The sequence below is a fragment of the Pedococcus sp. P2_E2 genome, assembly GCF_056403955.1.
Genome location: NZ_JBFUEM010000001.1, coordinates 786,409 through 813,408, shown reverse-complemented (window position 1 = coordinate 813,408; position 27,000 = coordinate 786,409). Strand labels below are relative to the sequence as shown.

General features: G+C 67.7%; 25 protein-coding genes and 1 pseudogene. 12 read left to right on the top strand and 14 right to left on the bottom strand.

The annotated features are described in order from the left end of the window. The first annotated feature begins 18 nt into the window (after nucleotides 1–18). The gene (locus AC1DWR_RS03825; protein WP_477623698.1) at nucleotides 19–1,392 is read left to right on the top strand and encodes an MBL fold metallo-hydrolase RNA specificity domain-containing protein; all 1,374 of its coding nucleotides are present in this window, start codon (nucleotides 19–21) and stop codon (nucleotides 1,390–1,392) included. A 178-nt stretch (nucleotides 1,393–1,570) separates the two neighbouring features. Here the strand turns inward: AC1DWR_RS03825 and AC1DWR_RS03820 are convergent, their stop codons facing one another. Further along, nucleotides 1,571–1,918, bottom strand: a complete 348-nt coding sequence (locus tag AC1DWR_RS03820) for a hypothetical protein (RefSeq protein ID WP_477623697.1) — start codon at nucleotides 1,916–1,918, stop codon at nucleotides 1,571–1,573. 56 nt (nucleotides 1,919–1,974) lie between these two features. Here AC1DWR_RS03820 and AC1DWR_RS03815 point away from each other — a divergent pair, with 56 nt between their 5' ends. From AC1DWR_RS03815 to AC1DWR_RS03805, 3 genes are all read left to right on the top strand, one after another. Continuing rightward, on the top strand, nucleotides 1,975–2,679 hold the full coding sequence (locus tag AC1DWR_RS03815; protein ID WP_477623696.1) for a cation transporting ATPase C-terminal domain-containing protein: 705 nt from the start codon (nucleotides 1,975–1,977) through the stop codon (nucleotides 2,677–2,679). Between the two features lie 91 nt (nucleotides 2,680–2,770). Next, nucleotides 2,771–3,748 carry a universal stress protein gene (locus tag AC1DWR_RS03810; protein ID WP_477623695.1) on the top strand — a complete coding sequence of 326 codons (978 nt, stop codon included), beginning with the start codon at nucleotides 2,771–2,773 and terminating at the stop codon, nucleotides 3,746–3,748. Between the two features lie 82 nt (nucleotides 3,749–3,830). Further along, complete coding sequence (locus AC1DWR_RS03805; RefSeq protein ID WP_477623694.1) at nucleotides 3,831–4,733, top strand: universal stress protein; 903 nt, start codon at nucleotides 3,831–3,833, stop codon at nucleotides 4,731–4,733. A 74-nt stretch (nucleotides 4,734–4,807) separates the two neighbouring features. Here the strand turns inward: AC1DWR_RS03805 and AC1DWR_RS03800 are convergent, their stop codons facing one another. Beyond that, complete coding sequence (locus AC1DWR_RS03800) at nucleotides 4,808–5,773, bottom strand: universal stress protein (RefSeq protein ID WP_477623693.1); 966 nt, start codon at nucleotides 5,771–5,773, stop codon at nucleotides 4,808–4,810. Nucleotides 5,774–5,994: 221 nt separating this feature from the next. Between AC1DWR_RS03800 and AC1DWR_RS03795 the strand changes: the two genes are divergently transcribed. Continuing rightward, nucleotides 5,995–6,588 (top strand): hypothetical protein, encoded by a 594-nt coding sequence (locus tag AC1DWR_RS03795; RefSeq protein WP_477623692.1) that lies wholly within the window; start codon nucleotides 5,995–5,997, stop codon nucleotides 6,586–6,588. Between the two features lie 111 nt (nucleotides 6,589–6,699). Then, nucleotides 6,700–7,308 (top strand): flavodoxin family protein, encoded by a 609-nt coding sequence (locus AC1DWR_RS03790; protein ID WP_477623691.1) that lies wholly within the window; start codon nucleotides 6,700–6,702, stop codon nucleotides 7,306–7,308. Between the two features lie 28 nt (nucleotides 7,309–7,336). Here AC1DWR_RS03790 and AC1DWR_RS03785 read toward each other — a convergent pair whose 3' ends face one another. After that, a complete protein-coding gene (locus AC1DWR_RS03785) occupies nucleotides 7,337–8,272 on the bottom strand; it encodes a P-loop nucleotide/nucleoside kinase family protein (RefSeq protein WP_477623690.1) in 936 nt (311 codons plus the stop codon). A 202-nt stretch (nucleotides 8,273–8,474) separates the two neighbouring features. Between AC1DWR_RS03785 and AC1DWR_RS03780 the strand changes: the two genes are divergently transcribed. The 3 genes from AC1DWR_RS03780 to AC1DWR_RS03770 all read left to right on the top strand — a co-directional run bounded on the left by AC1DWR_RS03780 (nucleotide 8,475) and on the right by AC1DWR_RS03770 (nucleotide 10,841). Next, the gene (locus AC1DWR_RS03780; protein WP_477623689.1) at nucleotides 8,475–8,882 is read left to right on the top strand and encodes a hypothetical protein; all 408 of its coding nucleotides are present in this window, start codon (nucleotides 8,475–8,477) and stop codon (nucleotides 8,880–8,882) included. Nucleotides 8,883–8,976: 94 nt separating this feature from the next. After that, nucleotides 8,977–9,429 carry a pyridoxamine 5'-phosphate oxidase family protein gene (locus tag AC1DWR_RS03775; protein WP_477623688.1) on the top strand — a complete coding sequence of 151 codons (453 nt, stop codon included), beginning with the start codon at nucleotides 8,977–8,979 and terminating at the stop codon, nucleotides 9,427–9,429. After that, complete coding sequence (locus AC1DWR_RS03770) at nucleotides 9,426–10,841, top strand: acetyl-CoA hydrolase/transferase C-terminal domain-containing protein (RefSeq protein ID WP_477623687.1); 1,416 nt, start codon at nucleotides 9,426–9,428, stop codon at nucleotides 10,839–10,841. The genes AC1DWR_RS03775 and AC1DWR_RS03770 overlap by 4 nt, the downstream gene beginning before the upstream one ends. On the opposite strand, the gene AC1DWR_RS03765 is transcribed toward AC1DWR_RS03770, so the two are convergent. Beyond that, nucleotides 10,770–11,621 (bottom strand): universal stress protein, encoded by an 852-nt coding sequence (locus AC1DWR_RS03765; RefSeq protein ID WP_477623686.1) that lies wholly within the window; start codon nucleotides 11,619–11,621, stop codon nucleotides 10,770–10,772. The genes AC1DWR_RS03770 and AC1DWR_RS03765 overlap by 72 nt on opposite strands. 174 nt (nucleotides 11,622–11,795) lie before the next feature. Between AC1DWR_RS03765 and AC1DWR_RS03760 the strand changes: the two genes are divergently transcribed. Further along, entirely contained in the window at nucleotides 11,796–12,419 is a 624-nt protein-coding gene (locus AC1DWR_RS03760; RefSeq protein WP_477623818.1) for a CBS domain-containing protein, read from the top strand. A 416-nt stretch (nucleotides 12,420–12,835) separates the two neighbouring features. Here the strand turns inward: AC1DWR_RS03760 and AC1DWR_RS03755 are convergent, their stop codons facing one another. From AC1DWR_RS03755 to AC1DWR_RS03735, 5 genes and pseudogenes are all read right to left on the bottom strand, one after another. Continuing rightward, on the bottom strand, nucleotides 12,836–13,090 hold the full coding sequence (locus tag AC1DWR_RS03755; protein ID WP_477623685.1) for a hypothetical protein: 255 nt from the start codon (nucleotides 13,088–13,090) through the stop codon (nucleotides 12,836–12,838). A gap of 120 nt (nucleotides 13,091–13,210) precedes the next feature. After that, nucleotides 13,211–13,645 carry a pyridoxamine 5'-phosphate oxidase family protein gene (locus AC1DWR_RS03750; RefSeq protein ID WP_477623684.1) on the bottom strand — a complete coding sequence of 145 codons (435 nt, stop codon included), beginning with the start codon at nucleotides 13,643–13,645 and terminating at the stop codon, nucleotides 13,211–13,213. Nucleotides 13,646–13,654: 9 nt separating this feature from the next. Continuing rightward, a complete protein-coding gene (locus AC1DWR_RS03745; protein ID WP_477623683.1) occupies nucleotides 13,655–14,602 on the bottom strand; it encodes a universal stress protein in 948 nt (315 codons plus the stop codon). A gap of 60 nt (nucleotides 14,603–14,662) precedes the next feature. Continuing rightward, nucleotides 14,663–15,580 (bottom strand): universal stress protein, encoded by a 918-nt coding sequence (locus AC1DWR_RS03740; protein ID WP_477623682.1) that lies wholly within the window; start codon nucleotides 15,578–15,580, stop codon nucleotides 14,663–14,665. 167 nt (nucleotides 15,581–15,747) lie between these two features. Next, nucleotides 15,748–15,992: pseudogene (locus AC1DWR_RS03735) on the bottom strand (response regulator transcription factor); the annotation flags it as partial. 201 nt (nucleotides 15,993–16,193) lie between these two features. On the opposite strand from AC1DWR_RS03735, the gene AC1DWR_RS03730 reads away from it, so the two are divergent. Continuing rightward, nucleotides 16,194–18,212, top strand: coding sequence for a DUF4389 domain-containing protein (locus AC1DWR_RS03730; RefSeq protein ID WP_477623681.1), 2,019 nt, complete (start codon nucleotides 16,194–16,196; stop codon nucleotides 18,210–18,212). Nucleotides 18,213–18,238: 26 nt separating this feature from the next. Here AC1DWR_RS03730 and AC1DWR_RS03725 read toward each other — a convergent pair whose 3' ends face one another. From AC1DWR_RS03725 to AC1DWR_RS03710, 4 genes are all read right to left on the bottom strand, one after another. Further along, nucleotides 18,239–19,981, bottom strand: coding sequence for a SulP family inorganic anion transporter (locus AC1DWR_RS03725; RefSeq protein WP_477623680.1), 1,743 nt, complete (start codon nucleotides 19,979–19,981; stop codon nucleotides 18,239–18,241). Nucleotides 19,982–20,174: 193 nt separating this feature from the next. Next, the gene (locus tag AC1DWR_RS03720; RefSeq protein WP_477623679.1) at nucleotides 20,175–21,563 is read right to left on the bottom strand and encodes a cyclic 2,3-diphosphoglycerate synthase; all 1,389 of its coding nucleotides are present in this window, start codon (nucleotides 21,561–21,563) and stop codon (nucleotides 20,175–20,177) included. Nucleotides 21,564–21,638: 75 nt separating this feature from the next. Next, nucleotides 21,639–21,860 (bottom strand): PLDc N-terminal domain-containing protein, encoded by a 222-nt coding sequence (locus tag AC1DWR_RS03715; protein WP_477623678.1) that lies wholly within the window; start codon nucleotides 21,858–21,860, stop codon nucleotides 21,639–21,641. 19 nt (nucleotides 21,861–21,879) lie between these two features. Further along, nucleotides 21,880–22,809 (bottom strand): Gmad2 immunoglobulin-like domain-containing protein, encoded by a 930-nt coding sequence (locus AC1DWR_RS03710; protein ID WP_477623677.1) that lies wholly within the window; start codon nucleotides 22,807–22,809, stop codon nucleotides 21,880–21,882. Nucleotides 22,810–23,680: 871 nt separating this feature from the next. Here AC1DWR_RS03710 and AC1DWR_RS03705 point away from each other — a divergent pair. Continuing rightward, the gene (locus AC1DWR_RS03705) at nucleotides 23,681–23,983 is read left to right on the top strand and encodes a hypothetical protein (protein WP_477623676.1); all 303 of its coding nucleotides are present in this window, start codon (nucleotides 23,681–23,683) and stop codon (nucleotides 23,981–23,983) included. A 253-nt stretch (nucleotides 23,984–24,236) separates the two neighbouring features. On the opposite strand, the gene mgtA is transcribed toward AC1DWR_RS03705, so the two are convergent. Further along, on the bottom strand, nucleotides 24,237–26,885 hold the full coding sequence (gene mgtA, locus AC1DWR_RS03700) for a magnesium-translocating P-type ATPase (RefSeq protein ID WP_477623675.1): 2,649 nt from the start codon (nucleotides 26,883–26,885) through the stop codon (nucleotides 24,237–24,239). Between the last annotated feature and the right edge of the window lie 115 nt (nucleotides 26,886–27,000).

Below are 27,000 nucleotides of genomic sequence, written 5' to 3'. Positions count from 1 at the left end.
ACGAGTCAGGAGAACACCATGACCTCCACCCTCTCGTTCCTCGGCGCGGCCGGAACCGTTACCGGCAGCAAGTTCCTAGTTGAAGAACAAGGCTCACGCCTGATGGTGGACTGTGGTCTCTACCAAGGGGAGCGACGCTGGCGCAGGCTCAACTGGGACGACCTACCGGTGCCCGCCGACACCCTTGACGATGTGCTGGTGACGCACGCACACCTCGACCACTGCGGCTATCTCCCGGCGCTGGTACGGCAGGGCTACTCCGGGCCCGCGTGGGCCACGGCCGGGACCGCCCGACTCGCTGACATCGTGCTTCGTGACAGTGCTCGTCTGCAGGAAGAGGACGCTCTCCACGCAGCGGGTGGCGGCTGGTCCCGGCATGACCCGCCACTCCCCCTCTACAGCGTCGCTGATGCCGAGCGGGCCATCGCGCGATTCGAGATCCGGCCCTACGACGAGCCCTTCGCTCTCTCGGCTGGCGGCTCGGTGACCTTCGGTCGTGCGGGCCACATCCTGGGCTCCTCCACGGCACTCGTCGAGCTCGGCGAGAGCAGCATCCTGTTCTCCGGCGACCTCGGGCGCCCATCGCACCCGCTGCTTCGTCCGCGCGCCGCTCCACCCGCAGCGCGGACGGTCGTCATCGAGTCCACCTACGGCAACCGGACCCACCCACGTGGCGACGGGTCGCACCCTGTGCTCGCCGCCGCCATCCGTCGCACCATCGGCCGAGGAGGCTCTGTCGTCATCCCGGCATTTGCAGTCGACCGGACCGAGCTCGTCCTGCTCGCGCTGGCCAGGCTGGTCACCGCCGGGTCCATTCCCGATGTGCCCGTGTACGTCGACAGTCCGATGGCCCTGCGCGCACTCGACGTCTACAGCCAGCCCGAGTCTGCCGGCGAACTCGCGGGCGCCGGACTCGGCGAGCTCTCGGTACTGCATGGACTGCGCGCGGCGCGGAGCGCCGACGAGTCCAAGGCGCTCAACAATCCGGGGAGACCTTGCATCATCGTGTCCGCCTCGGGAATGGCCACCGGAGGCCGCGTGGTCCACCACCTGCGCAACCTCCTCCCCCACCCCCGAAACTCAGTGATCCTGACGGGGTACCAGGCCGTCGGCACGCGGGGCCGTGACCTGCTGGAGGGTGCGGGCCAGGTCAAGATCATGGGGCAGTACGTGCGAGTGCGCGCCGAGGTCGTCGCGGACGACGAGTTCTCCGTCCACGCCGACGCCGACGAGCTCCTCGGGTGGTTGCAGCAGATGCCGACACCTCCGCAGACCGTGTACCTGGTCCACGGAGAACCGGACGCCAGTGCGGCGCTCGCCACCCGGGTGCGGGAGGCACTCGACTGTGCCGTGGTCACGCCCCGCCTGGGTGAACGTGTCCTCGCCGACTAGCGAGACGGGCGCTCACGCTGGGGGACGCACTGCCAAGCCGCCACGGGATGTTCGGCGACGAGGAGGCGATCAACGAGGAAGCGCGGTATGCCGGCCGGTCACCGACCGGCATACCGCGCTTGGGCGTGGTGCCTGCCGAGGCTGGCCGGAGGAGGGTGGGCCCGAGTCGCGGAGTCCCTCATGCGGAGGGACGAAGGCACGTCCTGGCCACGGCGTCCAGCGCGTCGTTGACGGTGCCGAACACCGGTACGGAGCCGTGGTGCCGAGACCCGCGCCGGCCGACCGCCACGATGGCGGGGGTGGGCTCACCCGTCGACGACACGCCCGGCAGCCCACCAAGGAGCCGCAACAGAGCGCGCTGACGCCGTGCCGGACTGGAACTGTGGTCGACCACCACGGCGTCAACGCCGGGGTCGTCCAGCAGGGTCTCCAGGACCTCCCGAACACGGTCCGGGGTCGTGTCCACGGGCAGCGAGACCACTGGGCCGCGGGTGGTGGCCCACGGACTGAGGAAGTGGATCCGCATTTCGGTGTGCTGTCAACGATGCTCCAGCACTGCGTCAGGCCGACATCGGGGTGGCGATGGGCATCCGAGGCTCCGAGGTCGCTCGCCAGGCGGCAGACCTCGTCCTGACTGACGACGAGCTCGGCACCGTGGTCGCCGCGGTGGAGGAAGGGCGAAGGGTCTATGCCAACATCCAGCGCTTCCTCACCTATGGTCTGGCGGGCGGCGGGTCGGAGGTCCTCCTCATGTTGCTGGGACCCCTGCTCGGCACCCCCTTACCGCTCCTTCCGGCACAGATCCTGTGGCTGAACCTGCTCACGCACACCTTCGCCGGCGCCGGTCTAGCCGCCCAGCCTGCCGACCCGGCGGCGCTTGGCCGAGGCCCACGACACCCTGGGAGCAGCCTGTTGTCCGGAGGCCTGGGGTGGCGGACGGTCCTCATCGCGGCGCTCCTCACGGCGGCGAGTCTGGTTGCCCTTGCCGTGAGTCCGTCGGGCTCCGGTCAGACAGCCGCCCTGCTGACCCTCGGGGGCGGCCAGCTGGGTGTCGCGTGGGGGCTCAGAACCAGGCGGGCAGATGCCGCCGGGGCCGGATGGTGGTCGGATCCCCTCCTGCCGCTGCTACTGCTGGCCGGCGCAATGCTGGTCTCCGCCACCCTCTTGCCTCCTGTTCGCCTCCTGCTCGACACGGTCGCGGTCGGCACTCAGACGTGGGTCCTTGTGGGCATCTCGGGCGTCTTGGCCTGCGTCGTCACCCGTCTGCTCCGGGCGCAGGCACCGTGAAGCCGCCCTCCGGCGCGCGGGACCAAATGCCCTGTGCCCCGTGCGGGGACGGCGCGACGGTGGGTACACGTCCTCACACCAGGGAGAGATCATGACCACCCAAGCCCACATCCACCGACCGGTCGTGGTCGGTGTCGACGGCTCGCCACACGCATCGCTGGCACTCGACTGGGCCGCAGCGGAAGCAGCGCTGCGCGGCGCCCCGTTGGAGGTGCTTCGGGCCTTCTCGCCCGACTACCCCGCGGCGCGGTCCGCCGGACCCGGGGAACCTGTGCCCCCTCAACCTTCGAGCGCCCTCCAGGCGGCCGCCGAGGACGGCTGCGCCGAAGCAGTCGCCAGGGTCCGTGTCGCTCATCCGACCCTGGCGGTCACCGGCCGGACCCTGCCTGGCGACCCCGGAGCGGCCATAGTCGACGCATCGAGCACGGCGGGCCTCGTCGTCATGGGCGCGAGAGGATTGGGCAGGGTCCGCGGGATGCTCATGGGTTCGGTCTCCTCCTATGTCACGCCTCGTGCACACTGTCCGGTCGTTGTGGTGCGCGAAGCACCCAGTCGGTCGCTGTCCGACCTGCGGGTGGTGGTCGGCGTGGACGGTACGACCGACTCGACGACGGCCCTTCGGTTCGCCTTCGAGGCCGCGGCCCGTCGTGGGACCGGGCTCACCGTCGTCCACACGTGGGACCTTGACGTCGATACCACCGCGGCCGCCCTGGCGTGGTCGGTGGACTCGCAACAGGCCGACGAGCAGGAGCGATCCCTGGTGGCCGAGGCCGTGGCTGGGTTTGCCGCGGAGTACCCGACCGTCGATGTGCGCCGACACGTCGTGCGCGGCCATCCCGTGGCCGAGCTCGTGCGACAGAGCGAGAATGCGGCACTGCTGGTAGTCGGGACCCGAGGGCGTGGCAGCGTCAGAGGAATGGTCCTGGGTTCGGTGTCGCAGAACGTCCTGCACGACGCACGCTGTCCCGTGGCCGTCATCACCTCGTCGGACGACGCCCCGTCCACCGCACCCACTTCGAGGAAGCACGAGTTCCACCTCCCCGTTCCGCCGGTGCGCGAACGACTCTGACACCCCTGCAGCAGCATGACTTACGCCCTGACACCACCGCGCACGGGAAGCCACGTTGGCGGTATACCCAAGAGGAGGAGCCATGACCAGTGAGAGAACCCAGCCGATTGACGCCATCGTCGTGGGTGTCGACGGGAGTCCTGCGGACGAGCGGCCACTCGAGGTCGGCATCGCTCAGGGACGCCTGCACCGGCGGCCCGTGCACATCATCCACGCCACGGGCGTCGGAATCGTCCCGTGGACACCGGAGCGCCTCGCGAAGCAGGCCGCCCTCACGGCGGCATGCGTCGAACAGGCGTACGTCCTCACCGACGCGGTAGACATCAGCTCTGCGACTGTGGTCGATGACCAGTCGGCCGCCCTGGTCAACGCCAGCGGCACAGCGTCCCTGATCGTCATGGGAGCCGGTCGACTTGGGACCGTGGGCAGCGTTGTCCTCGGGGCGACTACTGGCAAGGTCGCCAGCCACGCGCGATGCCCGGTAATGGTGGTGCCCGACGCGTGGAGCACTCACGATGACCTTCCCGTGGTGGTGGGTGTCGACGAAGACGTCCATTCGAGTCGCGCCGTGGGCATCGCCTTCGCGGAGGCTTCAGCTCGGCAGGCACCTCTGGTGGCGTTGCATGCCTGGTGGTGGGACGAGGCGAGTCCACTTTCGTCGGAGATCGCCTGGGACCAAGATGTCGACTTGAACGACGAGTGGACGGCAGTAGCCGCCTCCCAACGCGTGATGATGAGCGAGATGTTGGCCGGCTGGCAGGAGAAGTACCCCGATGTCGACGTCCGCACCCAGTTCGTCCGTGGTGATGCCACCGCAGTCCTGGAGGAGGCCTCAGGAGATGCCCAGCTGTTGGTGGTGGGCAGCCGTGGCAGGGGCGGATTCACCGGTCTGCTCCTGGGCTCGGTCAGCAGCCGAGCCTTGCACCACTCCCTTTGTCCGGTCCTCGTCGTCCCGTCCCTGCCGAGAGGTCCCGAAGCCGACTGATCGACACGATCACTCCGGACGCTCGACCCGTTCGCCGAGACTCGTCGCAATCATTCAGGCGGTTCGCCCGCTGGTCACAGCAGCGTTGACAGCGACGTCTGGTTGACAGCGACGTCTGGGATGACAGCGACGTCTGGGACGTCTGGAACGACGACCACCGGGCAGGCGGCCCGAGCCAGGACCGCCTGCGCCCCCTTTCCCAACCCCCGCGTCGACGCCGTTGCCTCCGTGAACAGTCCGGTTCCGGTTTCGCATCCGAAGCCGACCACCACCAGGCCACCTCGACGCGAACCACGCACGAGAGCGTCCTCCGGCTCCATATGTTGGACCCGCGTCTGCGTCGCCACGGTCGGATACTGGTGCCGGACATGGTCCTCACTCCTGCTCGCAGCGGCCGTCGCGCGCGTACACAGGTCGCGCGCCCACTGGCCGGCCGTGTCAAAGCCATGAGGTGGACGGGACCATTCCCGAGCCGGTGGCAGCGACCAAGCAGCCACGATCGTCAGAGGAACACCGCGCACCTGGGCCGTGTGGGCCGCGAAGTCGAGGGCCGCCTGCGAGCTGGCCTCCCCCGTTGCGCTCACCACCACAGGGAGTACCGCGCGCTCGGGACCCGTTGCTCCTCGCACGATGACGACCGGACAGCGCGCATGGTCCGCCAGGACCATCGAGGTGGAACCGACGGCGCTGGAGACCGGGTCGTCCTGTGACCGCTGACCGACCACGACCAGCGAGGCCCCGGCCGCCGCTTCCGAGAGCACTCCGGCCGGGTGCCCGGTGATGCGCGCTCCACTGACCTGTCCATCCGTCACCAGAGTGCTCGCAATCCGGATCCCTTCGTCTAGTAGGAGATCCCGCACAGATCCGGAGTGCTCCCCACCGGCCCCAGGCAGGGAAGCCAGCGTGCCGGCATACGGAACGACCTGGATGACTCGCAGGGGCAGACCACGACAGGCTGCCTCCCGAGCCGCCCACTTCAGAGCCGCAAGAGCACGCCCCGATCCGTCGTAGCCGATGACGACTGAGGTGCTGCGCTGCATCAGGTTCCTTCCGTCGTCGGGCATCTCACGCCCGTGACTCCACGATGCTCTGACGAGGCTCAGCCCGCCCGGGGCCTTGGTCCCGAATCACGGGCGAGCATGTCCTGCCCAGCGGCGCACCGACACGAACGTCGGGCCATTGGTCCCTGCCCGACGCCCCCGGCAAGCAGGAAAGTGGAGTTGCCAGCAAGGTTCACTGGCACTGACCAAGGAGGCATTCCATGAGCACGAACGTTCGCAACCGCCACCATGGCGACACGCGGACCACCCACGAGGTGGTCCCAGAGACCGCTGGCAACAAGGCTTTTCGCTACGTGGCCGCAGCCACCCGCCTGTCCCTCGGCTGGGTGTTCCTGTGGGCGTTCCTGGACAAGCTGCTGGCACTGGGGTTCTCGACCGGACGCGACGCGAAGACCGATGTGGTCGACACCTTCGGCCCGGCAGCCTGGATCCACGAGGGGTCTCCAACGCTGGGCTTCCTCAAGTTCGGCACCAAGGGTCCGCTGGCAGACTTCTACCAAGGATTCGCCGGTGACTCCTGGGCGAACTGGCTGTTCATGGTGGGCCTCGCCGGCATCGGGCTCGCACTCGTCCTCGGGATCGGCATGCGCATTGCCGCAGCGTCCGGCACAGCGATGCTCGTCATGATGTGGAGCGCCGCCCTGCCGCCGGAGAACAACCCCTTCATGGACGACCACCTTGTCTACGCCTTGGTCCTGGTAATGCTCGCCCTCGCAGGGGCTGGCCGCACCCTCGGCCTCGGCCGCTGGTGGGAGCGTCTGGCGATCGTCCGTCGCCACTCGGTCCTCAAGTAGAGGTCGATGTGATCGCCCGAAGCAGGTCGGACGGGCCCGTCGCGATGCGTCGGGCCCGCACCGGTGACCTGATCCGGTGGAGCGAAAGTTCTGACACAAATATTTGAGCGGATGACCGGCACGAAGGAGCTGGAGCAGATGTCGCTAGGCGACGATCCACGGACCGATAGGAGACCGCCGGCCCTCGTGGTCTACGAGTCCATGTTCGGGAACACCCAGGCCGTGGCCGAGGTCGTGGCCCTCGGGCTGTCCCGTGACTTCGAGGTCGACCTCATCGAGGTCGGGGAGGCGCCCTCTCCCATCCCTGATGATGTTGCCTTGCTGGTGGTGGGTGCGCCGACCCACGCCTTCAGCCTCAGCCGTGCGAACACCCGTGACAGTGCACGGCAACAGGCTTCCGCAACGGCCCGTCCGTCGGAGTCGGGGCTCCGCGACTGGCTGAGCCGCCTGCAACAGAGCGGCCGCCAGGCCCTGCCGGCGGGCCTGGTCGCTGCGGCCTTCGACACGAAGGTCGCCCGCCCGCGAATGCCTGGCTCCGCCGCGGGTGCAGCCGCAAAGAAGTTGCGCCACCTCGGTGTCCGTGTCGTCGTGGCCCCCCAGACCTTCTACGTCGTAGGGATGCAAGGGCCGCTAGTCGACGGTCAGAGCGACGCGTCGCTCGCGTGGGCCCGTTCCCTGGCCGCCGCATACGTGACTTCCGGGAGCGCCACAGCCAGGTGACCACCAATTCGCTGCGGAGCGGATCCAGTCACAGCAGGTGTTGCCAAGCAGCCTCGATGGCACTCAGCGCCTGCCGCGCGCTCTCCGGTTGGCTCGTGGACGTACTGACCAGCACCGCCGAGGGCCACGACTCGCGTTGCGACGCGAGCTTGCTTCCGATGACGAGGTCCGCGTCGCTGTAGCGACTGGGCTCGTGGTCGCGATCTCGCAATCGGGCTGCGAGGACCCGAGCCGGGGCCGTGCACTCAAGTTCAACGAGGGGTGTGTGCAGGTCAATCGCGATGCGGTGGAACAGTTCTCGCTGCTCGGCCGTTGAGAACGACGCGTCCACGACCACAGTCTCGCCGTAGGCAATGATGAACCTCGCCTTGACGGCGAGCGCCTCGTAGACTGCCACGGTGTGGGCAAGCGAGTACATGCCCTGCCCGAAGGCTTCGGGGTAGTGCTCGACGGGGTTGAGGCCGGCCAACTCCTTGCGGATGCGGTCCGCGCTCAGGACCGCTGCGGGCAGACGCGCGCCGAGCTGATCGGCGACCGTTGACTTACCTGATGATGCGGGTGCCCCTCCCAGAAGAACTAGCCGAGGGAGGCCGGCGCGCAGATGGCGCAGTCCCAAGTCGGCCAACAACTCGGCCTCGAGCGCGGCCTCATCCCTGACCCGGCCAGACGTCGTGCTTTCGCGGATCGCCGACACCTTGGCTCGCATCACCGCTCGGTACGCGATGTAGTGGTGCGACAGCGACTTCGGCTCCACCGCGCCTGAGAACTCGTGGTAGTCGTGCACCAGCTGCTCGGCGACATCGGCGGCCCCGAGATGCTCGATGTCCATTACCAGGCTCGCGAGGTCGTCCACCACGTCCATCCAGCGCAGTGCGTCGTCGAAGTCGAGGCAGTCCAACACCTGCGCTCCCTCCGTCAGGAGGAAGATGTCGTCGGCGAGAAGGTCGCCGTGACCGTCGCGCACCCACCCGTCGCGCGCCCGGTCCTCGAGAAGAGAGCTGCGCCCGGCGACATATGCCGTGGACAGGGTCTCGATCTCGTCGACAACGAGGGGACAGGCGGCTGGGAGCCAGTGCCCGCAACCCGGCGACGTTGGACCGCCACCGTTCTCCGAGCGCCGCCGGGCTTCCGGCTGCACTGATCTCGGCGTTGGTTCTCGCCGTCGAATGAAAGACGGCGATCTGCTTCGCGAGCTGGCGTATCGCCCATGTGACGTCAATACCCTGCCTGACGAGGGTCGCGAGGCGGCGATCTGCCGGCATCCGCTTCATCACCAGGACGCTGTCGCGATTCTGGCCACGCCCATCCACGAGGTCGAGCACCTCGAGGTAGACGTCAGGGGCCATCCGGCGGTTGAGTGCGAACTCCCGGCGACAGGCCACATTGCGCCGAGCCGGGGTGCTGAAGTCGAGGAAACCGAGGTTGACAGGCTTCTTGATCTTGTAGGCGTGGTCACCGCACAGCAGCACCACGGCGGAGTGGGTCTCTCGCACTTCCGCGCCCGCGATCGTGCGCTCGTCGGCACCCGGCGAGGTCCGCGCCTGCGACTGCAGATCGCGGTCTACTGTCGGTAGCTCTGCCATCAGTTCAGTCTCGCTGCGCCCCCGCGAAGCCGACAGGGACCTTGGACCCTGTGGACTCCCATCGGTTCGACCGACGATGTAGGACATGGACACCAAACGCACGAACCCGACTGAACAACCCGATCAGGACGACGTCCACGTCACCACTGCGGCAGAGTCATGGGACCTGTTGCGCGAGGGTGTCGTGGGGCGTCTGGCGGTCATCTACGAGGGCGCACCTGAGATCTTTCCCGTGAACTACGCGGTTGACCACGGGACCGTGGTCATTCGCACGGCGGGTGGCACCAAGCACCAAGCCGCCCGCAAGCGTCGGGTGGCTTTCGAGGTCGACGGGTACGATCTCCATGCCGGTGCGGCCTGGAGTGTGGTCCTCAAGGGCCGGGCCGTCGAGGTCTTCGACGTGGACGAGGCGATCGAGGTTCTGAGCCTCCCGCTGATCCCCTGGGCGAAGGGTTCCAAACCACATCTCCTTCGGATCGTCCCCGACTCCATCACGGGCCGGCGGTTCGCCGTCGCCGGAGGCGTGACGCGGGCGTGATCACGTCGACGCGGAGCGCCATCGTCACCGTTCTCCGCGGACTGGCGACGCAACACGACCGGCCGCTACGGGTGGTGGCCAGTGGCAACGCGTCCGCACCGTGGACCCTTCTGCAGCTGCTCGACGACTCGGTGCCACGGTTCGAGTTGTTCATGCTCAACGCGCCATACGGCATACCCACTCGACCGGGAGTTGCCCACGTGACCCCCTTCGTCGGCTCCGGGATGCGGGGCACGGCTGGACTCTCCTACCTTCCCGCGCGCCTGTCCCACGTACCGACGCTCCTTGCCACGAGGTTCGTGCCGGATCTCGTCCTCGTGACGGTGTCGGCACCGATCGCGGGCAGCTGGTCGTTGGGAGCCGAGGTCAACATCCTGCCCGCTGCGATGGAGGTATGCCGTGCGGCCGGCGGCGTAGTTCTTGCCGAGTCACGTGACGACATGCCCTTCACGTTTGGCGACGGCACGCTGCGTGTCGACAACCTCGATGGTGTCCTGACCACCACCAGTGCACAGCGGTCCCACCCGAGGGTTCCGTCCGTTGGTTCCGACATCGTGAGTATCGGCACCCAGGTCGCAGCCCGAGTGCGGTCTGGTTCGACCCTTCAGCTGGGGATCGGCGCCATCCCCGATGCGGTCGTCCCCCGCTTGACAGCTCGTCACCAGCTCGGAGTGTGGAGCGAGATGGTCTCGGACGGGATCCTCGACCTCGATCGGGCCGGGGCCCTCGACCGAGAGCGCGACGTTGTTGCCTCCTTCGCCGCAGGGGGCGCGCGGCTGATGGCTTGGCTGCACGAGAACCCGCGAATCCAGATGTTGCGCACCGAGACCGTGAACGACCCGGGACGAATTGCCGCCAACCCGCAAATGACGAGCATCAACACCGCGCTGGCCGTCGACCTGTTCGACCAGGCGAACGGGAGCCACATCGGATCGCGCCTGTACTCGGGGTTCGGAGGCCAGTGCGACTTCGTTGTCGGAGCGATGGACTCCGTCGGCGGTCAGGCGTTGATGGCACTGCGGTCGTGGCATCCGCGGGCCGACGCGTCAGCCATCGTCGGCCTTCTCGAGGGACCGGTGACCTCGTTCCAGCACACGGCCGTCATCACCGAGCAGGGGACTGCCGAGGTCATGGGTTGGGACGCCCAGTCACAGGCCAGGCACCTCATCGATCAGGCGGCTCATCCATCGGTTCGCGCCGAACTCTGGGAGGACGCGAGGGAACTCGGCCTCGCCGATTCAGCTCCGGAAGTGGCCGGTGATGCTCCTCGGACCAGGACGGCGTCTGGGACACGGCAACCGGTGCTGAACGCGACCCTGGACAGGCCGGCCCCTGCCTCTTCAGCCCGAGACTTGGGGGACGACCACGACCGGACACGAAATGTCGTGGAGCACTCGTCGGACCGTCGGTGAGCCGACGAGGTCGGGGCGCGGCCTGGGGTGACGAGAGCCCAGTAGGACGAGGTCTGCGTCATCCGCCGCTGCCAGGATGGCCGCCGCTGGTTGCTTGCGTATCGACACCCGGCTGAGCTGCACGTCGGGGTACTTCTCGGCCCATCCGGCCAGCGACTCTGCCATGGCCGCCTCTTCGTTGCCGATCTTGGTCTGCCAGCGTTCCGACGGTGTGACCGCGGCACTGAGCCCGATCCGGTCCGAGCCGTGCCAGGCGTGCACCGCGGTGAGACGCAGGTGGCGGGCGTCGGCTTGTGAGAAAGCGAATCCGATTGCGTCGTGGCAACCGGCGGACTCATCGACGCCCACCACGACTCGCCGGGGAACGTCCCGATCCATGTCCCGGGGGCGGATCACTGCCACCGGGCAGAGTGCGGACGCCGCCACGGCCAGCGCTGTGGACCCGAGCATGGCGGGAACCAAGCCACCCCGCCCGTGGGCTCCGACACACACGATGGCGGCCTGCCTAGATGACGCGATCAGCGCGGACTCGCCCGATCCGTCGACCACGGTGTCGCTCACGCGCAGTCCCGGAGCCACGACTGCAGCGCGCTCCCTCGCCGTAGAGATGACCTTCGCGGCCTCGCCATCCGCACCCCGGCGTCGTCCGTGCGCGTGGACGAGGTGCAGAGCCCGGCGCTCAAGCTGGGCAGTCTCGATGGCCCAGTCGAGCGCGACCAACGACTGCTGCGAACCGTCCAGCCCGACGACGACCGCGCCCTGTGCCACCACTGTGCTCATCTCGAGACCCTCCAGTCATCCATTCCTGCCCCCGTCTCCTTCCTTGGGACCAAGCCTGTCGCTCGTGACGGTTGTGGCACAGGGCACTTGGTCCCGTCCGGGACCAAGTGCCCTGTGCACGATGGGCCAGATGGCGAACGCTGGAGGTCAACGACATGGAAGGGACGGTGGGTGATGTTGGTCGCCGATGTCATGACCTCGCCTGCGGTGAGCATCCGCCGAGGCGCGACGCTCGAGGACGCGATACAGCTACTCGGAGCCGCCGGGATCAGTGCCCTCCCTGTGGTGGATGCCAAGTTGCGAGTGGTGGGAATCATCTCGGAGGCAGACGTCCTCCGGGAGCCTCTCCCCCCTGACCCCCGAGCTCACCTGCGGCCTCAAGAGGCCATTTCGCGCCGGGACCGCACCGTGGACGAAGTCATGACGGTTGATGCGGTGTGCGTCACAACGCACACCGACTGCTCGGACGTGGCTCTGGCCCTGGCGGACACGGGCTGGAAGAGCATGCCCGTCGTGGAGGAGGGCCGCCTCGTCGGAATGGTGAGCCGCAGCGACATCCTGCGTTCGCTGGCGGTACCCGACACAGTGATCACCCAAGCGGTACTCGGCGCCTTTGCAGCAGCCGGACACCCGGAGTGGGTCGCCGTTGTGCGCTCAGGACATGTGACGATCGATCCCCCCGACACCAACCTCGTTGAGGCTGCACTGGCGACCGCTGCGACCGTGCGCGGTGTTCGGAGCGTGCAGCTCGGGTCAGCGGAAGAGGCCCCCGACCACGAGGTGGGGCGAGAGGCATGAAGGACTCCTGCGTCGTGGCCTGGCTCCGGGCCGACCTGTCCATCCGCGTGATGGCACGGGCCACGGCCGAGTCCGCTGTGCGCGGGGCTGATTTGCGCCTGCTGTCAACTGGACCACCCCCACCGCAGTGGTCGTCGTGGCGGTCCGCTGCGGCGAGTCTCGGAGTAACGGCGAGCTGGCATGTTGTCGCCGAAGTCTCGCACGCTGGTATGCCGGACGCCTTGCTCGCGGAGGTGGCGCGGGCAACCCTGGTCGTCACCGACACGACCAGCCTTGGGACAGCCGCCCGTTCGCAGCTCGCGCAGGTCGTCGATGTGTACGTCGTGGCGGACCCACGCGTCCAGGCGCTGGCTCGGTTGCGCGAGCCGGCTGTCGTGGTCGGTGTTCCCGACAGCCCGGAGTCAGCACACCTCGTCTCAGCAGCAGGGCGGGAGGCCGACCTGCGTCAGCGGCACCTCATCGTCCTGCATGCCGAGTCGCGAGTAGTCGATGTGCCGGGCCATGGGATGGAACGTCGCTGGTTGATGGCCCTGCCCTCCGACAACACCGGCGCGCCGCACCCCCCGTCGCGAGTGGTCGTCACCCATCGACCCGTGACGGACGCACTGCGCGACCACGTGGAAGGCGACGACGTTCTCGTCGTGGGCGTGCACTCGCCCACCGAGGTGCATGCAGACAGCCTCGACGCGTCACTGTTGGAGGCACCTCCTTGCGACCTCCTGCTCACCCGAGCAGCGCGCCGTCCCGCAAGCGAGACAATTCAGGCATCGCACGGACTGAACCTGGACCGTCTAGTGCGGCAGCAGTTCGCGCCCTGTGATCTCGTCGGACCTGATCCGGATCCACACGGAGTCTCCAACGTCCGCCTCACTGATCGGCCAGGGCCGACGGTCGAGACCGTTGAGCTCTGCTGCGGTCTCATCGTCGTCCACGACGGAGGCTGTGCCCGACAGGGCGACGCTCCAGCCAGTAGCTGCTGACGCGTCGTACACGTCCACCTCGAAGCCCATCGGGTCGTGGTCGGCCGCAGCCTCGATCTTGGATCCCCCGCTCGTCCGGAAGTAGACGTCCATGCATCTTACTACATGGTGAACCGGCAGCACGACGATCTTTCCGTCGCGGGTGAAGGCCACCCTGCCGACGGCTGTCGAGCGAATCCGCTCGAGGCACTCATCGGTGCCCATGACGCGCAGACCGCTGTGGTCGGTGGGGACGTCGGTAGTCATCGCAGGCACCTATTCCTGGGTGTGGATGACAGCCAAGGGGCAGGGCCGCTCGTGGTGCAGCAGCCCTTGGCTCACCGAGCCGAGTAGAAGACCGGTGAACCCTCCGTGGCCGCGGCTGCCGACAACGATGAGCTGTGCCCCTTCAGCCTCCGCGATGATCGCCTCGACCGGCAGCTGGCGGACCAGGACCCTGCGAACGTCCACCTCAGGGTACTTCGCCGACCACGCAGCCACGGCCCCCTGTAGCAGCCGCTCGTGAGCGTCGCCGATGTCCGTGACCTTGTCCTCGCTGAGCCATGAGACGCCGATCCGATCCGGGACGTCGAGCCACCACGCGTGCAGCGCCACCACGGGGGCGGACAGCGTTGAGGCCCGCTCGAAGGCGAAGGCGAGCGCGGCGTCGTTCGCCGGCGAACCGTCCACCGCCACGACGATGGGGGCCGTGGGTGGGCAGTCGAACTCGCGATCGACAACGACGACCGGGCAGGCTGCGTGGGCCACTACCTGGGTCGATGTCGATCCGGCGATGGCTTCGCCGACTGCCGTGTGGTGCCGGCGACCAACAACGATGAGGTCAGCCTTGTGTGAGGCCTCCACCAGAGAGGAGGCAGGCGATCCGAGCGCGGAGTCGATGGTCACTGATGCGCCGGGTGCGCGCGAGGCCGCATAGCTGCGAGCCTCGTTGACGAGTTCACCGGTGAGATCACTCGGCCAGGGTGTTGCTGCTCCGAAGCCCGGCGCGGCGTTGTACAGAACACCACGCGCGACGAACATGTGAAGCGGGGCTTCTCGCCGCGCCGCCTCTTGAACTGCCCAGTCAAACGCGGCGTCGCTCGCTCCGAACACGTCATAGCCCACGACCACCGGGCGGCGTCCTACCTTGGTATCCATTGCTCCTCCAGGGTCCTGGTAATGGGATTGATACGACGATCGTGGCAGCGCCCGCCGAGCGGCCACAGGGTCATTGGTCCCGAACGGATCCCGTCACGGAGTGCGGCGTTCTAGGCGCCTCGGCGACTACTCAGTCCCTAGACCTGCTCCAGGGAATGCCGCTGACGGAGCTGCGATCGCGTCCTCGCTCGCTGGTTCTGGCACCAGTACGACGTCGCAAATTGCCGTCTCCAGGAGCTTCTGGGTGAGTGAGCCGGGAACCGGGCCCCGCAGCCTGCCCTTGCCCCGGTTCCCGAGAACCAATAGGTCCCCCGCTGAGCACGCGGCCAGCAGTGCGTCCGCGACCGGCGCGACCGAGACCGACACCGTGATCGAGGCCGCCGCACCATCCGTCTCAACGTCTTCGACAGCGTCAGCGCATTCCCGCTCGGCCCGGCCGACAGCGGCGGCCAGGTGCGGCTGGCCCGGAAGGACCGCCTGCACCACGACGAGGGCGATGTGCCGAGCGGCCGCCTGTGCCGCGGCGTAGGAGAGCGCGTGATGTGACCACGACTGAGGAGTGAGGCCGACCACCACTGTTGGCTGTTGACCGGTCGAGACCTCAGGGCCGTCCGGCGCGGCAAGCATCAGCGGCGCTGTGGCGCTGTGTGCGAGCCGGAGGCTCGTCGACCCCAGCGAGAAGGCGCGTTGACCGCCTCGACCGTGCCCACCGAGGACCAGCAGGTCGGTCTCGGCCAGAAGGGCCGTCAGCTCCGGTGCCTCGAGAGGCACGACGAGGGGACAAACGCTCACGGCTGGGTCGATCTCGCGAGCCCACGCCAAGCCCGTTCGTGCCATGCCTGTCGCCGTGGACAGAGCGTCGTGCTCGCCACGAGCGACGTCTGCAAGTCGGTCAGTTCGTGCATCGCGAAGGTCGGGGATCGACAAGATGACGAGGTCTGCGTCCCTGCGTACCGCTTCGAGAGTTGCAGCGGTGACGGCGCGGTGGCTGTGCCACGACCCGTCGCATCCCACAACCACGGTCCTGGGTGTCTTCACTGGCATGGTCTCCACCGTCCTCACGCCCGACCACGTAGTCGTGACCGGTTGCATGCCAGCATCACTCGCCGGACGAGTCGTCACCGGGGCCTTTGGTCCCGGGACTGTCACCGGTAACCAGGTGACGACCAGCTGGAGGTACGGGGGGCCAGGACCCCGCCACGTCGTCGGTTTCAGGATGACCCGGTCTCGCCGCGCGTCGCGGGCCGAGGGGTGTGCCCCGTCGTGGTGGCGAGGTAAACCGCCGCCTGGGTCCGGTTCTCCATGCCCGTCTTGCCCAGCCCGACGTCACGTAGTTCTTCACAGTCTTCTCGGGCAATGACAGGGTCTCACCGATCTGACGGTTGGTCAGGCCTTCAGCGATGTGTTCCAGGATGCGGCGCTCCTGCGGGAAGAGCTCGGCGAGCCGTGGGTCCTGCACGTGGCGACCACCGAGACTCCGTCGCGCGGCCGTGTCACGCGATGCAGGAGGTCCAGAACAGGACAAGAGTTCAGGACAGTCAAGACCTGGCCGCCCAGCGAACTGGCTGGATATCACCGCGTCACGACGGGTCGAAAGTCCCTGTCACCCCACCGAGGAGGGAGAGACGGTGGAGGTGACCAGCAAAGGAGAAATCCCATGTCGACCACGATGGCCGCGCCCCCGACCCCGCGACAGTCTCCCAACTACCCCGTGCGAGTGCAGGCCGCTTCCCAACCGCACGCGTCGCGGTGGCTGTGGCTCGTGAAATGGCTGCTCGTCATCCCGCACGTCGTCGTGCTGGCGTTCCTCTGGATCGCCTTTGTGGTGCTGAGCCTGGCGGCGTTTGTAGCGATTCTCGTCACGGGCCGCTACCCCCGGGCACTGTTCGACTTCAACGTGGGAGTGATGCGCTGGAGCTGGCGTGTTTCCTACTATGGGTACAGCGCTCTCGCCACCGACCGGTACCCGCCGTTCACGCTCTCTGACGTTCCCGACTACCCGGCGCACCTCGAGGTCGACTACCCCGAGCACCTGTCCCGGGGGCTGGTGCTCGTCAAGTGGTGGCTGCTTGCATTGCCGCACTACCTGGTGGTCGGCATTCTCGCCGGTGGTGGCACGTGGTGGATCGCGAACGATGACTCGCCAGCGCGCTTTGCCTGGGGTGGCGGACTGGTCGGACTCCTCGTGCTGGTCGGGGCGGTTGTGCTTGCCCTCACCGGTCGGTACCCGCGTTCTGTGTACGACTTGGTGATGGGGCTGAACCGGTGGGTTCTGCGGGTGTGCGCCTATGCCGCTCTGATGACTGACGATTACCCCCCCTTCCGCCTCGACCTGGGTCCCGACGAGCCCGGCGGGACGGATGTCTCCACGGGCCCGGGGCAACGGGGTCCGGCCGCACCGACCGCGCCGGCCGTGGCGTCTGCCGCGCCCCCCTCGCCCGCCGTGGCAACGACCAGCAGACGGGGTTCGGAGGCTCGGGCCGGCTGGACCGCAGGCAGGATCGTCAGTGTGGTCGTCGGTTCCGTCCTGGGACTGACCGCCTTGGCCATGCTGACCGGGGGTCTGTCGCTGCTGGTCGCCGACACCGCCCTGCGTGACGGTTCGGGTTACGTCAGTTCTGCCGAAGGGCACGTGAGCAGCTCCGGCTATGCCGTGGCGATGCCTTCCCTGCGCATCGACACCGCACCCGGCGCCACGATGCTCCCGCGACGGATGCTGGGGGACGTGCGACTCCAGGCCACGGCTCCCGAAGGCGAGGCCGTGTTCCTCGGCATCGCGCCCTCGAGCGAAGTCCAGCAGTACCTGGGCAACGTGGCCCGGTTCGTCCCAGACTCAGCTTGGGCGGGAGGCCGCGAAATCACCGGCATTGCACCGACAACGCCGCCGACCGCGCAGTCCATCTGGGATGTGTCAGCGGTCGGCACCGGTTCGCAGGAGCTGAACTGGACTCCACGCAGTGGTGACTGGGCATTGGTGCTCATGAACGCCGACGGTTCCCCCGATGTGAGCGCGCAGGTCAGGGTTGGTGCCCGGCTGCCCTGGCTGGGTCGGGCCGGGATCGCCGTGCTGATCGGAGGCCTCATCCTTCTTGTCAGTGGCGTCTCCTTGGTCGCCACGGCAGCTCGACGCGCGAGCCGTCGACTCTCCGGACTCGGCACCGACGAGAGTCGCAGCACCTCGACGGCGCAGCCATTCGAGTACCAGATCGAGTCCTTCACCCTGCACGAACAGCCCGCGCTGGTGGTTCGTGGCACGATCGGTCAAGGCCAGTTCGGCTCCTTCCTCAGAGCTGCGTTCACGCGCGTGAGCGAGGTCGCCCCGGCTGACGGGATGCACGTCTCCGGACCCCCTTTCGCCCGGGTGCACCCCGAGCCTGACGGAACGTTTTCAGTGGAGGCAGGCTTCCCCGTGAGTGGCATGCTGCTCGGGCAGGGAGACGTCAAGGCGACTCACCTACCCGGGGGGTCTGCACTGCGGACGACCCATCGGGGCGGCTATGCGGAGACTCGGAACGCGCACCAGGCGTTGCACGCCTACGCATCCGCGCATGGCATGAGTCCGAGCGGTGATGCTTGGGAGGTCTACCTCGATGCTCCGGATGTCGCTCTGCCCAGGACACTGGTGGTACTACCGACTCGACCTTCGAGCGAGGCTTCCACGAGTGCGACGGGTTGACCCGACGGGGTTGACCACCGGGCGTGCTACGGACGCTGAAAGCCCGGGGGCGGGCCGCCGAGGTTCGCTATCGACCACTCGACGTACGCCTGTACGGCGGTGGGTAGGGTCATGAAGATTCGCTCCTCCCCCACTCTCGCAAGGAATCCGGTGCGCTGGAGATCGTCTCGCAGGTCCTGCTTCACCCGGGCCATCGCGAAGACCACCCCTCGTCGGCCGACCTCCTGGCGAAGTGACTCCAAGATGTCAGCCGCTGTGAGGTCGACGGTGACGTTGGCCTCGGCGTTGAGCAGGAACCATCTGGCTGGCGCGGGTGCCGCGTCGAGGGCTGCCAACGCCCGCCTCGTGAAGTCCTGAGCGTTCGCGAAGAACAGGGGTGAGTCATAGCGGTAGACCACCAGTCCGGGTACGGGTGTGGCCTTCGGATAGTCGTCGATGTCGTGCATCCCGGGAAGGCCGGGCACGTAGCCAAGGATGCCATCGTGAGGGCGGGTGACGCGGTGGACCAGGTCCAGCACGGAAAGGGCGACGGCCACGAGGACCCCCTGGAGCGCTCCGAGAACCAGTACAGCGGCAGTGGTGCCGACGGCGAGCGCGAGCTCCACACGGCGAAAGGCAGCGATGCGGCGGAATTCGGGCAGGTCCACCAGACGCACCGCGGCATATACGACCATCGCCCCGAGGGCTGCCCGTGGGAAGGCGGCCAGCACCGGTCCGAGGAACGCGACGGAGAGCACGACGGCACCCAGCGCCACGAGCGAATAGAGCTGGGTCCGGCTGCCCAGCGAGTCGCCGATCGCCGTCCGACTCCCGCTACTGCTCACGGGAAACCCCTGGGCCGCACCGGAAGCGAGGTTTGCGGCGCCGAGAGCCAGGAGCTCCTGGTTGGCGTCGAGGGCAGTCTCGTTGCGTGCGGCGAAAGCGCGAGCTGTCAGCACGTTGTCAGAGAACGCGACCATGGCGACTCCGAGGGCCGCAGGCAGGAGCGTCAGCAGATCCTCCGGCCCCATGTGTGGCAGCTGGAGAGCAGGGACCCCGCGCGGGATGGCTCCCACCACCGACACACCCGTCGCATCGAGGTCGAAGAGGGCAACGACCCCGGTTGCCAGAAGCATCCCGATGAGGGGGACGGGGGCCTTCGGGAAGTACCGGCTCGCAAGAAACAGGAAGGTCAGGACGAGAAGAGCCAGGACTGCCGTGGGAGGGTCGACGTCCCCCAGGTGACGCAGGACGAAGCCGACCTCCTCCACCGGTGAGTCGCCCTCCACCGTCAGCCCGGTGACCTTGCCCAGCTGGGTCACCACCATGAGTAGGGCCACTCCCGCCATGTAGCCGACGAGCACCGGCCGCGAGAGCAGGTCCGCCAGGAAACCCAGACGTGCCACCCAGGCGACCACGCAGATGAGGCCCACCAGACCCGCGAGCACGGCGGCAAGGGCCGCGTACCTTTCCGGCTGCCCTGCTGCAAGACCCGCCAGCGCCGTGGCGGTCATCAGGGCGGTGGTCGACTCAGGGCCCACGGACAACTGGGGTGACGACCCCATCACCGCATAGACGAGCAGTGACACCGAGGCAGCCCATAGCCCCGCCACTGCGGGGAGCCCGGCGACCTCGGCATACGCCATCACCTGCGGGATGAGGTATGCCGCAACCGTGACCCCGGCCAGGACGTCACCACGCAGCCACCCCCGCTTGTAGCCGGCGAACGCTGCGACACCCGGCGTCACCCGGCCCCAACGCCGTCCACCCTGCGATCGCAGCCGGCTCACGTCGCTGGCCTGAGGCCGCCGCGGGTCAGAAGAGTCATCACGCCACGCCTCCTCCCGGTGTCCAGCGTCCCATTCTCACGTCCGCCGGAACACCTGTCACAGGGGCAAGATCCCGGGCCGCGCCCGCCCAATTCCGTGACCGAGGCCGGTTTCGTGCCGATGTCGATCATGTCGTCCAGGGTCCTGAGGTAGTTCACTGGCCGCGTTGAGCCCGACCGCCCTGCGCGGCGAGTGCTGATTCAGGCAGAGCCGCCCGAAGTGCCGCCGCCAGGCCTCCCGCAACCACCTCGCGCAGCTCGTACCGTGCCCGCACAACCGGTACGGGGACGGAAAGCACTCGTGTCAGGTCGATCGGCGTGCCGCTGACCACCGCGTCGCAGACCCCTGCATCCACGGCTGCCCGGATCGTCGCCTCGAGGTCGCGTACCTGCGCCGCGCCGTAGCCCATGGCCGGTAGGACGCCACGGGCGTTCGCATACTTGGCGTACGTTGGGGCGATGCACCCCACGGCATACGGCACCGGGTCGACGATCTCGGAGGCCCCAGCCGCCCGGGCGCCGACCACGCCGGCGCCGTAGGTCATGGATCCGTGGGTGAGCGTCGGGCCGTCCTCGACGAGGATGGCACGACGCCCGTGCACTGCCGCAGCGTCGTCGACGGTCACCGGGCTGTCAGCCCGCAGGACGGTCGCGGCGGGGTTGAGGGAGCGCACTGACGCCTCGACTGCCTCGATGTCGGCCCTTCGCGCCGAGTCGCACTTCGCGACGACGACGACATCGGCCATGCGGACGTTCGCCTCCCCTGGGTGGTATGCCGCCTCGTCGCCCGGGCGCAGCGGGTCGGCGAGCACGATGTGCAGGTCGGGCACGATGAAGGGAAGGTCGTTGTTGCCGCCGTCCCAAAGAATGACGTCTGCCTCCCGCTCCGCTTCGCGCAGAATGCGCTCGTAGTCGACGCCCGCGTAGACGACTCCCCCCGCGTCGATGTGCGGCTCGTACTCCTCGCGTTCCTCGATGGTGCAGTGGTGTCGGTCGAGGTCGGCATAGGACCCGAACCGCTGGACGGCCTGCGCGGCGAGGTCGCCGTAGGGCATGGGGTGCCGGACCGCTACGACCCGCAGGCCGTGGTCGCGCAGGATCCTGGATAGGTAACGGGTGGTCGGGCTCTTGCCAACACCGGTGCGCACCGATGTGACCGCGACGACCGGCTTCGTGCTGCGCACCATGGTGCGCCGGGCGCTGTGGAGACGGAAGTCCGCGCCCGCACCGATACACCGCGACGCCAGGTGCATGACCTCCTCGTGGCGCACGTCGGAGTAGGCGAAGACAACCACCTCCACGCGCTCGCGCTCCAGGAGATCGGTCAGCTCCGACTCTGCCACGATCGGGAGGCCGTCCGGATAGAGCGCCCCGGCAAGCTCTGGCGGGTAGCGACGTCCCGCGATGTCGGGAATCTGCGTCGCGGTGAAGGCGACGACCTGGTGGCTCGGGTCGTCGCGGAAGACGACGTTGAAGTCGTGGAAGTCGCGCCCGGCAGCGCCGAGGATGACGACGCGGGTGCGGGGTGAGTTGGTGCTGGTCACGGCCATCTCCGCGACTGGGTCACCGACGTGACCGATCCACCCAGTGTGGGAGGTCTCTCGTTTCCAGCGTCCGCGTCAGCGGTCATGGCGGCGGCCGATCAGGAAGTAGGCGCACGGCCCCACGAAGTTCACGAACGTGGCGCCGACCCACACCCAGCGCGGTCCGTTGACCTGTTCCGGCGCGCGATGACGCAGGTCTCGAAGGGCTGCGAGCTGAAGAGCCACCTGCGCGAGCGCCCCCGCCACGACCACGCGGCGCTGAAACTGGCTCAGGTCAGCCCAATTGCTCTTCCCCATGATGGTCTCCCTTGGAACGTCATTTGACAGTGAAGTCTTGTCGTCCGTGGCTGGGCCGTTGCCCTCCCCGCCAGAGGGGTCGTCGGTGGACAGGGTCACGATGTATGCCAGGTCCCAGCCGACTGCTGAACGACAATGCGCCGAAGCCTCCGGTGCCGGTGCCACCCATGGTCGAACCCCGGGCGACCTCGATCCCAGCGGCGGTGCGGATCGTCCAGCCGAAGGTGGCCTCGAACGACGCCCCGAGTCCCGTGAAGGTCACCTTTCCGGCCCTGCGGATGCCCCCCTCCTGCGGGGCGGTGATCCATGCCTGAGCCTGGACCTCGAGCGGGACGGCCCGCTTGGTGGCGGTGCCGATACGCAGGGCTCCCCACACGTCCGCGGGTTTGCCGTCCCTGGTGATCGTCACGCTGGTCGCCGGCGTCCCGCTCTGGGGGGCCGCGACGGTGGCGGTGTAGATGAGCTGCTGGAGGGCGCTCGCAGCGACCTCGCTGCCGAGGTTGGTGTTCGCGAACGCGTCAGCGGACAGGTCGACCGCGACGTTGTTCCCCGTCTGCTGCACCGTAATCCGGCTGGCGGGTCGCCACGGCGTCATGTAGTCCGTGTCGAGTGGGGCCAGTCGGGTCATGGCGCTCACGGCTGAGGCGACGGTTCCGCCCGTGTCGGGCACGGTACGGAACGCGCGGTACAGCTTGAATGAGCGCTGGGACTCGGCGACGTAGTAGACGGGGATGCTCTTGAGGGTGGTGGCCGCCGTCGGGGTTGACGGGGTCGTGGTGGACGGGATGGTCGTCGACGTGGTCCCCGATGGGCGGGGCGACGCCGGGGTGACGAGCGTGCTGGATGAGGGCCGGCCCGGGCCGTCTGCGCCGCCGCACGCCGCGACGGAGGCAACGGATGCGGGGACGATGACCGCGCCCGCGACCACCTGCGTCGACTGACCTCTCATGACTCCTCCTCGGAACGTTGCTTCCTTCCAGTGCAGAGCGGAAGGAAGCCGCGGACTAGGGCCGAAGGGCCCGTCACGGAGAGGACCGACCTGGGTCCACACGAACCAGGTCCTCAGCTCTGGCGGATCCGGGACCAAGGTCCCTGCTGCGATCTCGCCAGAGGTGAGAGAAAGGGGGTGTCGCAATCGGCAACGACGGCGACACCGAAGGAAACCACCACCCTCGGTCCCACGGGCCAGACCCGCGGGACACGCCCTCGACGACGGGATGTGGTGGCACGGGTTCTCATCGGCGCTGCGTGCAACGTCGGCAACGCAGACGAGGCCCCGGACGATTCTTGAATCGCCCGGGGTCTCGCCATGTCGGGCCGAAAAGCGTGGCTGCAGGGAAGCTTGGCGCCTGTCCCTGCGTGAACGGAGACTGATCAACTTCGAGGCACCCCGCCGAAGAATTTCATGGGCATGGCACAGGACGATCCAAGCACTCGATCGAATCAGCCACAGGCGGCCTACGGCCAGGCTCCCCCATTCGCATCGATCTTGGCGGGGTCGGAACCGAGTGCCGTGGCAACAAGTGCGCCAGCGCGGCGGCGGCGCCGCCCTTATGTTGGGCCATGTACAGATGCGCGGCGGCCGCGTATACAGGAACCATGGCGTGGTGCTCAGCTATAAGCCCACCGAAGGAGCTGGCTCTGGTCCCGCGCGAGGCGATGTGGTTGGCCCGTGGGCTGTCCGACAATCGCACACTCGTTGCCCGTTACGACAGGTGCCAAGTTGCTGTCCCACCGTATTGGTGGAGCGTCCACGGCCTGCAAGAGCGGTCGACTCCAGAAGCAAGAGTGGTCATTCAGACCGCCGGTTGGGACCAGTCATGTCTGCAACGGAGTTTCACATCACCATCGGATACTCGCCCGCCTCGGACGGATGGGGGTTTGTGGGCAGCGTCAAGATCGAAGAGCACGAGTGCTATCGGACAATGCAGGGCTTCACGACACCAACCGAGGCCCTCCAAGCAACCCAGCTGATCGTCGGTGACGCCCTCGGAGTTTTGCTGGCAGGACAAGAGTGGCGCGCTTTGGGCCAAGGGACGGGACACGCGCCGACCCGTCAGGACCTGAAGTTCGGGCTCTCAACCTCGGATTCGCGCGGCGGCGGCTCGCAGCGCAGCTCATAGGTCGGGCGACTCGCCAGGACCGGATGTGCCGGGCCGTGCCGCCAAAGCCAACGAGACTGCGGTGGCCCTTGCGACAGTGTGTGCTGGTGGGAGCTCAGGACTTGTGGCCATTCGGGGAACGGTGGGCCAGCCGCAGTCTGATCAACGGCTGATGCCCCGACTCGACAAAGACGCAGTGAACGGAACGCCGCTTGGCGCCCACTACACAACGTTGAGCTCGAGCAGATAGACGAGAAAAGCGCGCACTGGCGGATCAAACCACGCCGCGCCCGGCTTTCAGCGGCAGCGGTCGGTGGTGGCTCCAGCGTGCGGACAGCCGGTGGATGCGGTGGGTGTGGTCGCGCTGAAGGGGACGCGGCGTGGTGGTGAGGGCTGCCTTGTAGAAGAAGTACTTGCCCATTTCCACGGCGGCCAGGTAGGCGATCACGAAGGCGGTGAGCACCCCGAAAAACGCGGGAGGCAGCGGCGCGAACCCGAGTACGTCGTTGAACGGGCTCTGCGGGACCAGGACACCGACGGTCACGACGGCGAGAACCGAAATCAGCAGAGGCCTCGAGGGGCGACTGGCGAAGAACGGGACGCGACGGGTGCGGATCACGAACACGATGAGGGTCTGGGTGGCAAGGGACTCGACGAACCAGCCGGACCGGAACTCGGGCGCGGTGGCGTCGAAGGCCCAGAGCATCGCGGCGAAGGTGGCGAAGTCGAACACCGAGCTGATGGGACCGAAGCGGATCATGAACCGGCGGATGAAGCCGATGTCCCAGTGCGAGGGACGGGCCAGCTGTTCCTCGTCCACGCGATCGGTCGGGATGGTCATCTGGCTGGTGTCGTAGAGCAGGTTGTTGAGCAGGATCTGGAAGGGGAGCATCGGCAGGAACGGCAGGAATGCGGCGGCGGCGGTGACGCTGAACATGTTGCCGAAGTTCGACGAGGTGCCCATGAGCACGTACTTGATGGTGTTGGCGAAGATCCGGCGTCCCTCGGTGACACCATCTGCGAGCACGTCGAGGTCGCGTTCGAGCAGGATGATGTCGGCGGCGTCCTTGGCGACGTCGGTGGCCGAGTCAACCGAGATCCCGACATCCGCGTGGTGCAGGGCGAGGGCGTCGTTTACACCATCGCCGAGGAAGGCCACGGCGGAGCCGGCGTCGCGCTGGGCGCGAAGGATCCGAGCTTTCTGCTCGGGGCTGACCCTGGCGAAGATCGTGGCCCTGCCGACAGCGGCGACGAGCTGGGCGTCGTCGAGTGAGTCGAGATCGGCACCGGTGAGGGTTCCGTCAGACTTGACCCCGAGGGTCCGGCACACGGTCTCGGCTACCACCGGATTGTCACCCGTCACGATCTTGACCGTGATGCCGAGCCCTGCAAGCCGCGCGATCGACGCAGCGGCCGATGGCTTCGGCTGGTCGAGAAACACGAGGAAGCCCGCGAGGGTCAGGTCGTGTTCGTCGCCGGGGGCGATGGTGTCTAGGTCCGGGGCCAATCGGCTGGCGATGGCGACCACGCGGTGGCCGGCGCTGAACTCTGCGTCGAGCACGCGAAGGGCACCTTCGGCGACGTTCGTGCAGTGCCCTAGAACCGCTTCGGGAGCGCCCTTGGTGATCAGGAACCGCTTGCCGTCGTGGGCGGCGAGCACCGACGCACAGCGCCGCTCGTGATCGAAAGGTGTCACGGCAATCTGCTGAAAGCTGCCGAACTGGCTAGTAGCCGCGGCAGGCGCTTCCCACAGGGCGACGTCGAGCGGGTTTCCACCCACGGCTGTGTCCCCGGTCGGAGTGGCCTCGTTGCACACCAAGCCGAGGGTGAGCACGTCGTCGCTCTCGTTGCCGGCCGGATCGATCGCCCGTTCGAAACTGATGTGGCCATCGGTCAGAGTGCCGGTCTTGTCAGTGAACAGGACGTCGATGTCGCCGAGGTCCTCGATGCACACCAGACGCTTGACGAGCACCTTCTTTTCCGCGAGGCGCCGAGATCCGGTGGCCAGGCTTGTAGAGACGACAGCCGGCAGCAGCTGCGGGGTGATGCCGACGGCTACAGCAAGAGAGAACAACACTGCGTCTATGACCGGGCGCCCCAGGCCGACGTTGATCACAAAGATCGCCGCGCTGAGCACCGCACCTACCTTCGCCAACAGCCCCGAGAAACGGGTGAGCCCGAGCTGGAACTCGGTTTGAGGATGTCGCTCACCGAGCCCGACGGCGATACGCCCGAACTGGGTCGAGGAGCCGATCGCCACCACCACCGCCTCGGCGGCTCCTTCGTGGACGACCGTGCCCATGAACAGGCACGACGACAGCTCGGCCAGCGGGGCGGCCCTCGGCACACGATCGGCCGACTTCTCCGCCGGAACTGACTCACCAGTCAGGAGCGACTCGTCACACTCAAGATTGCTCGCGGATAGGATGCGCACATCGGCCGGGATGATCGAACCGACACCCAGGCGCACGATATCCCCCGGCACAAGGTGGGTGACTTCAACGCTGACCGATCCCCCATCGCGCGTCGTCGCGACCACGTGGCGTATCTCCGAGTGCATCGCCTCCGCCGCGCGCTCGGCCCGGTACTCATTGGTGAAGCCGAGGCCCACCGACGCCGCGACGATCACCCCGATGATGACAGCGTCGAGTCCCTCGCCCACCACCCCGGACACAGCCGCCGCGGCAAGCAGCAACCACAACAACGGACTCTGCAGCTGCCGGGAGAGCACCGGCCACGCACTCGCATGATGCGAACGCACGGCGTTCGGACCAAAGAGTGCAGATCTTGTCGCGACCTCCACCGACGACAGACCCGACAGCCGGGACCCGAAGGCGGCCAGCGCCTGGTCCGGGGTCAGCGCAGCCGCCTCCACGATCGACGGTAGTGACGCAACCTCGAGCGAGGATGGGAGAACGGTCACACCCGAGTATGCGCTGCCGCATTGGGTGAACGGTGTTTCTGCGTCGTGCGCGAACGCGCGAATCCACAACTCACGCCGCTGCTGAGGTACCTGCCGTCATGGCTGTACGCGGCTG

Bases quoted from the DNA above. Each gene is read 5' to 3' on its own strand.
- AC1DWR_RS03825 (WP_477623698.1), top strand. From the start codon at position 19: ATGACCTCCACCCTCTCGTTCCTCGGCGCGGCCGGAACCGTTACCGGC.
- AC1DWR_RS03795 (WP_477623692.1), top strand. From the start codon at position 5,995: ATGAGCACGAACGTTCGCAACCGCCACCATGGCGACACGCGGACCACC.
- AC1DWR_RS03705 (WP_477623676.1), top strand. From the start codon at position 23,681: ATGTCTGCAACGGAGTTTCACATCACCATCGGATACTCGCCCGCCTCG.
- AC1DWR_RS03740 (WP_477623682.1), bottom strand. From the start codon at position 15,580: ATGCCAGTGAAGACACCCAGGACCGTGGTTGTGGGATGCGACGGGTCG.
- AC1DWR_RS03805 (WP_477623694.1), top strand. From the start codon at position 3,831: ATGACCAGTGAGAGAACCCAGCCGATTGACGCCATCGTCGTGGGTGTC.
- AC1DWR_RS03750 (WP_477623684.1), bottom strand. From the start codon at position 13,645: ATGACTACCGACGTCCCCACCGACCACAGCGGTCTGCGCGTCATGGGC.
- AC1DWR_RS03775 (WP_477623688.1), top strand. From the start codon at position 8,977: ATGGACACCAAACGCACGAACCCGACTGAACAACCCGATCAGGACGAC.
- AC1DWR_RS03710 (WP_477623677.1), bottom strand. From the start codon at position 22,809: ATGAGAGGTCAGTCGACGCAGGTGGTCGCGGGCGCGGTCATCGTCCCC.
- AC1DWR_RS03730 (WP_477623681.1), top strand. From the start codon at position 16,194: ATGTCGACCACGATGGCCGCGCCCCCGACCCCGCGACAGTCTCCCAAC.
- AC1DWR_RS03755 (WP_477623685.1), bottom strand. From the start codon at position 13,090: ATGCACCTCGGTGGGCGAGTGCACGCCCACGACGAGAACGTCGTCGCC.
- AC1DWR_RS03715 (WP_477623678.1), bottom strand. From the start codon at position 21,860: ATGGGGAAGAGCAATTGGGCTGACCTGAGCCAGTTTCAGCGCCGCGTG.
- AC1DWR_RS03790 (WP_477623691.1), top strand. From the start codon at position 6,700: ATGACCGGCACGAAGGAGCTGGAGCAGATGTCGCTAGGCGACGATCCA.
- AC1DWR_RS03820 (WP_477623697.1), bottom strand. From the start codon at position 1,918: ATGCGGATCCACTTCCTCAGTCCGTGGGCCACCACCCGCGGCCCAGTG.
- AC1DWR_RS03800 (WP_477623693.1), bottom strand. From the start codon at position 5,773: ATGCAGCGCAGCACCTCAGTCGTCATCGGCTACGACGGATCGGGGCGT.
- AC1DWR_RS03780 (WP_477623689.1), top strand. From the start codon at position 8,475: ATGAAAGACGGCGATCTGCTTCGCGAGCTGGCGTATCGCCCATGTGAC.
- AC1DWR_RS03760 (WP_477623818.1), top strand. From the start codon at position 11,796: ATGTTGGTCGCCGATGTCATGACCTCGCCTGCGGTGAGCATCCGCCGA.
- AC1DWR_RS03810 (WP_477623695.1), top strand. From the start codon at position 2,771: ATGACCACCCAAGCCCACATCCACCGACCGGTCGTGGTCGGTGTCGAC.
- AC1DWR_RS03815 (WP_477623696.1), top strand. From the start codon at position 1,975: ATGGGCATCCGAGGCTCCGAGGTCGCTCGCCAGGCGGCAGACCTCGTC.
- AC1DWR_RS03765 (WP_477623686.1), bottom strand. From the start codon at position 11,621: ATGAGCACAGTGGTGGCACAGGGCGCGGTCGTCGTCGGGCTGGACGGT.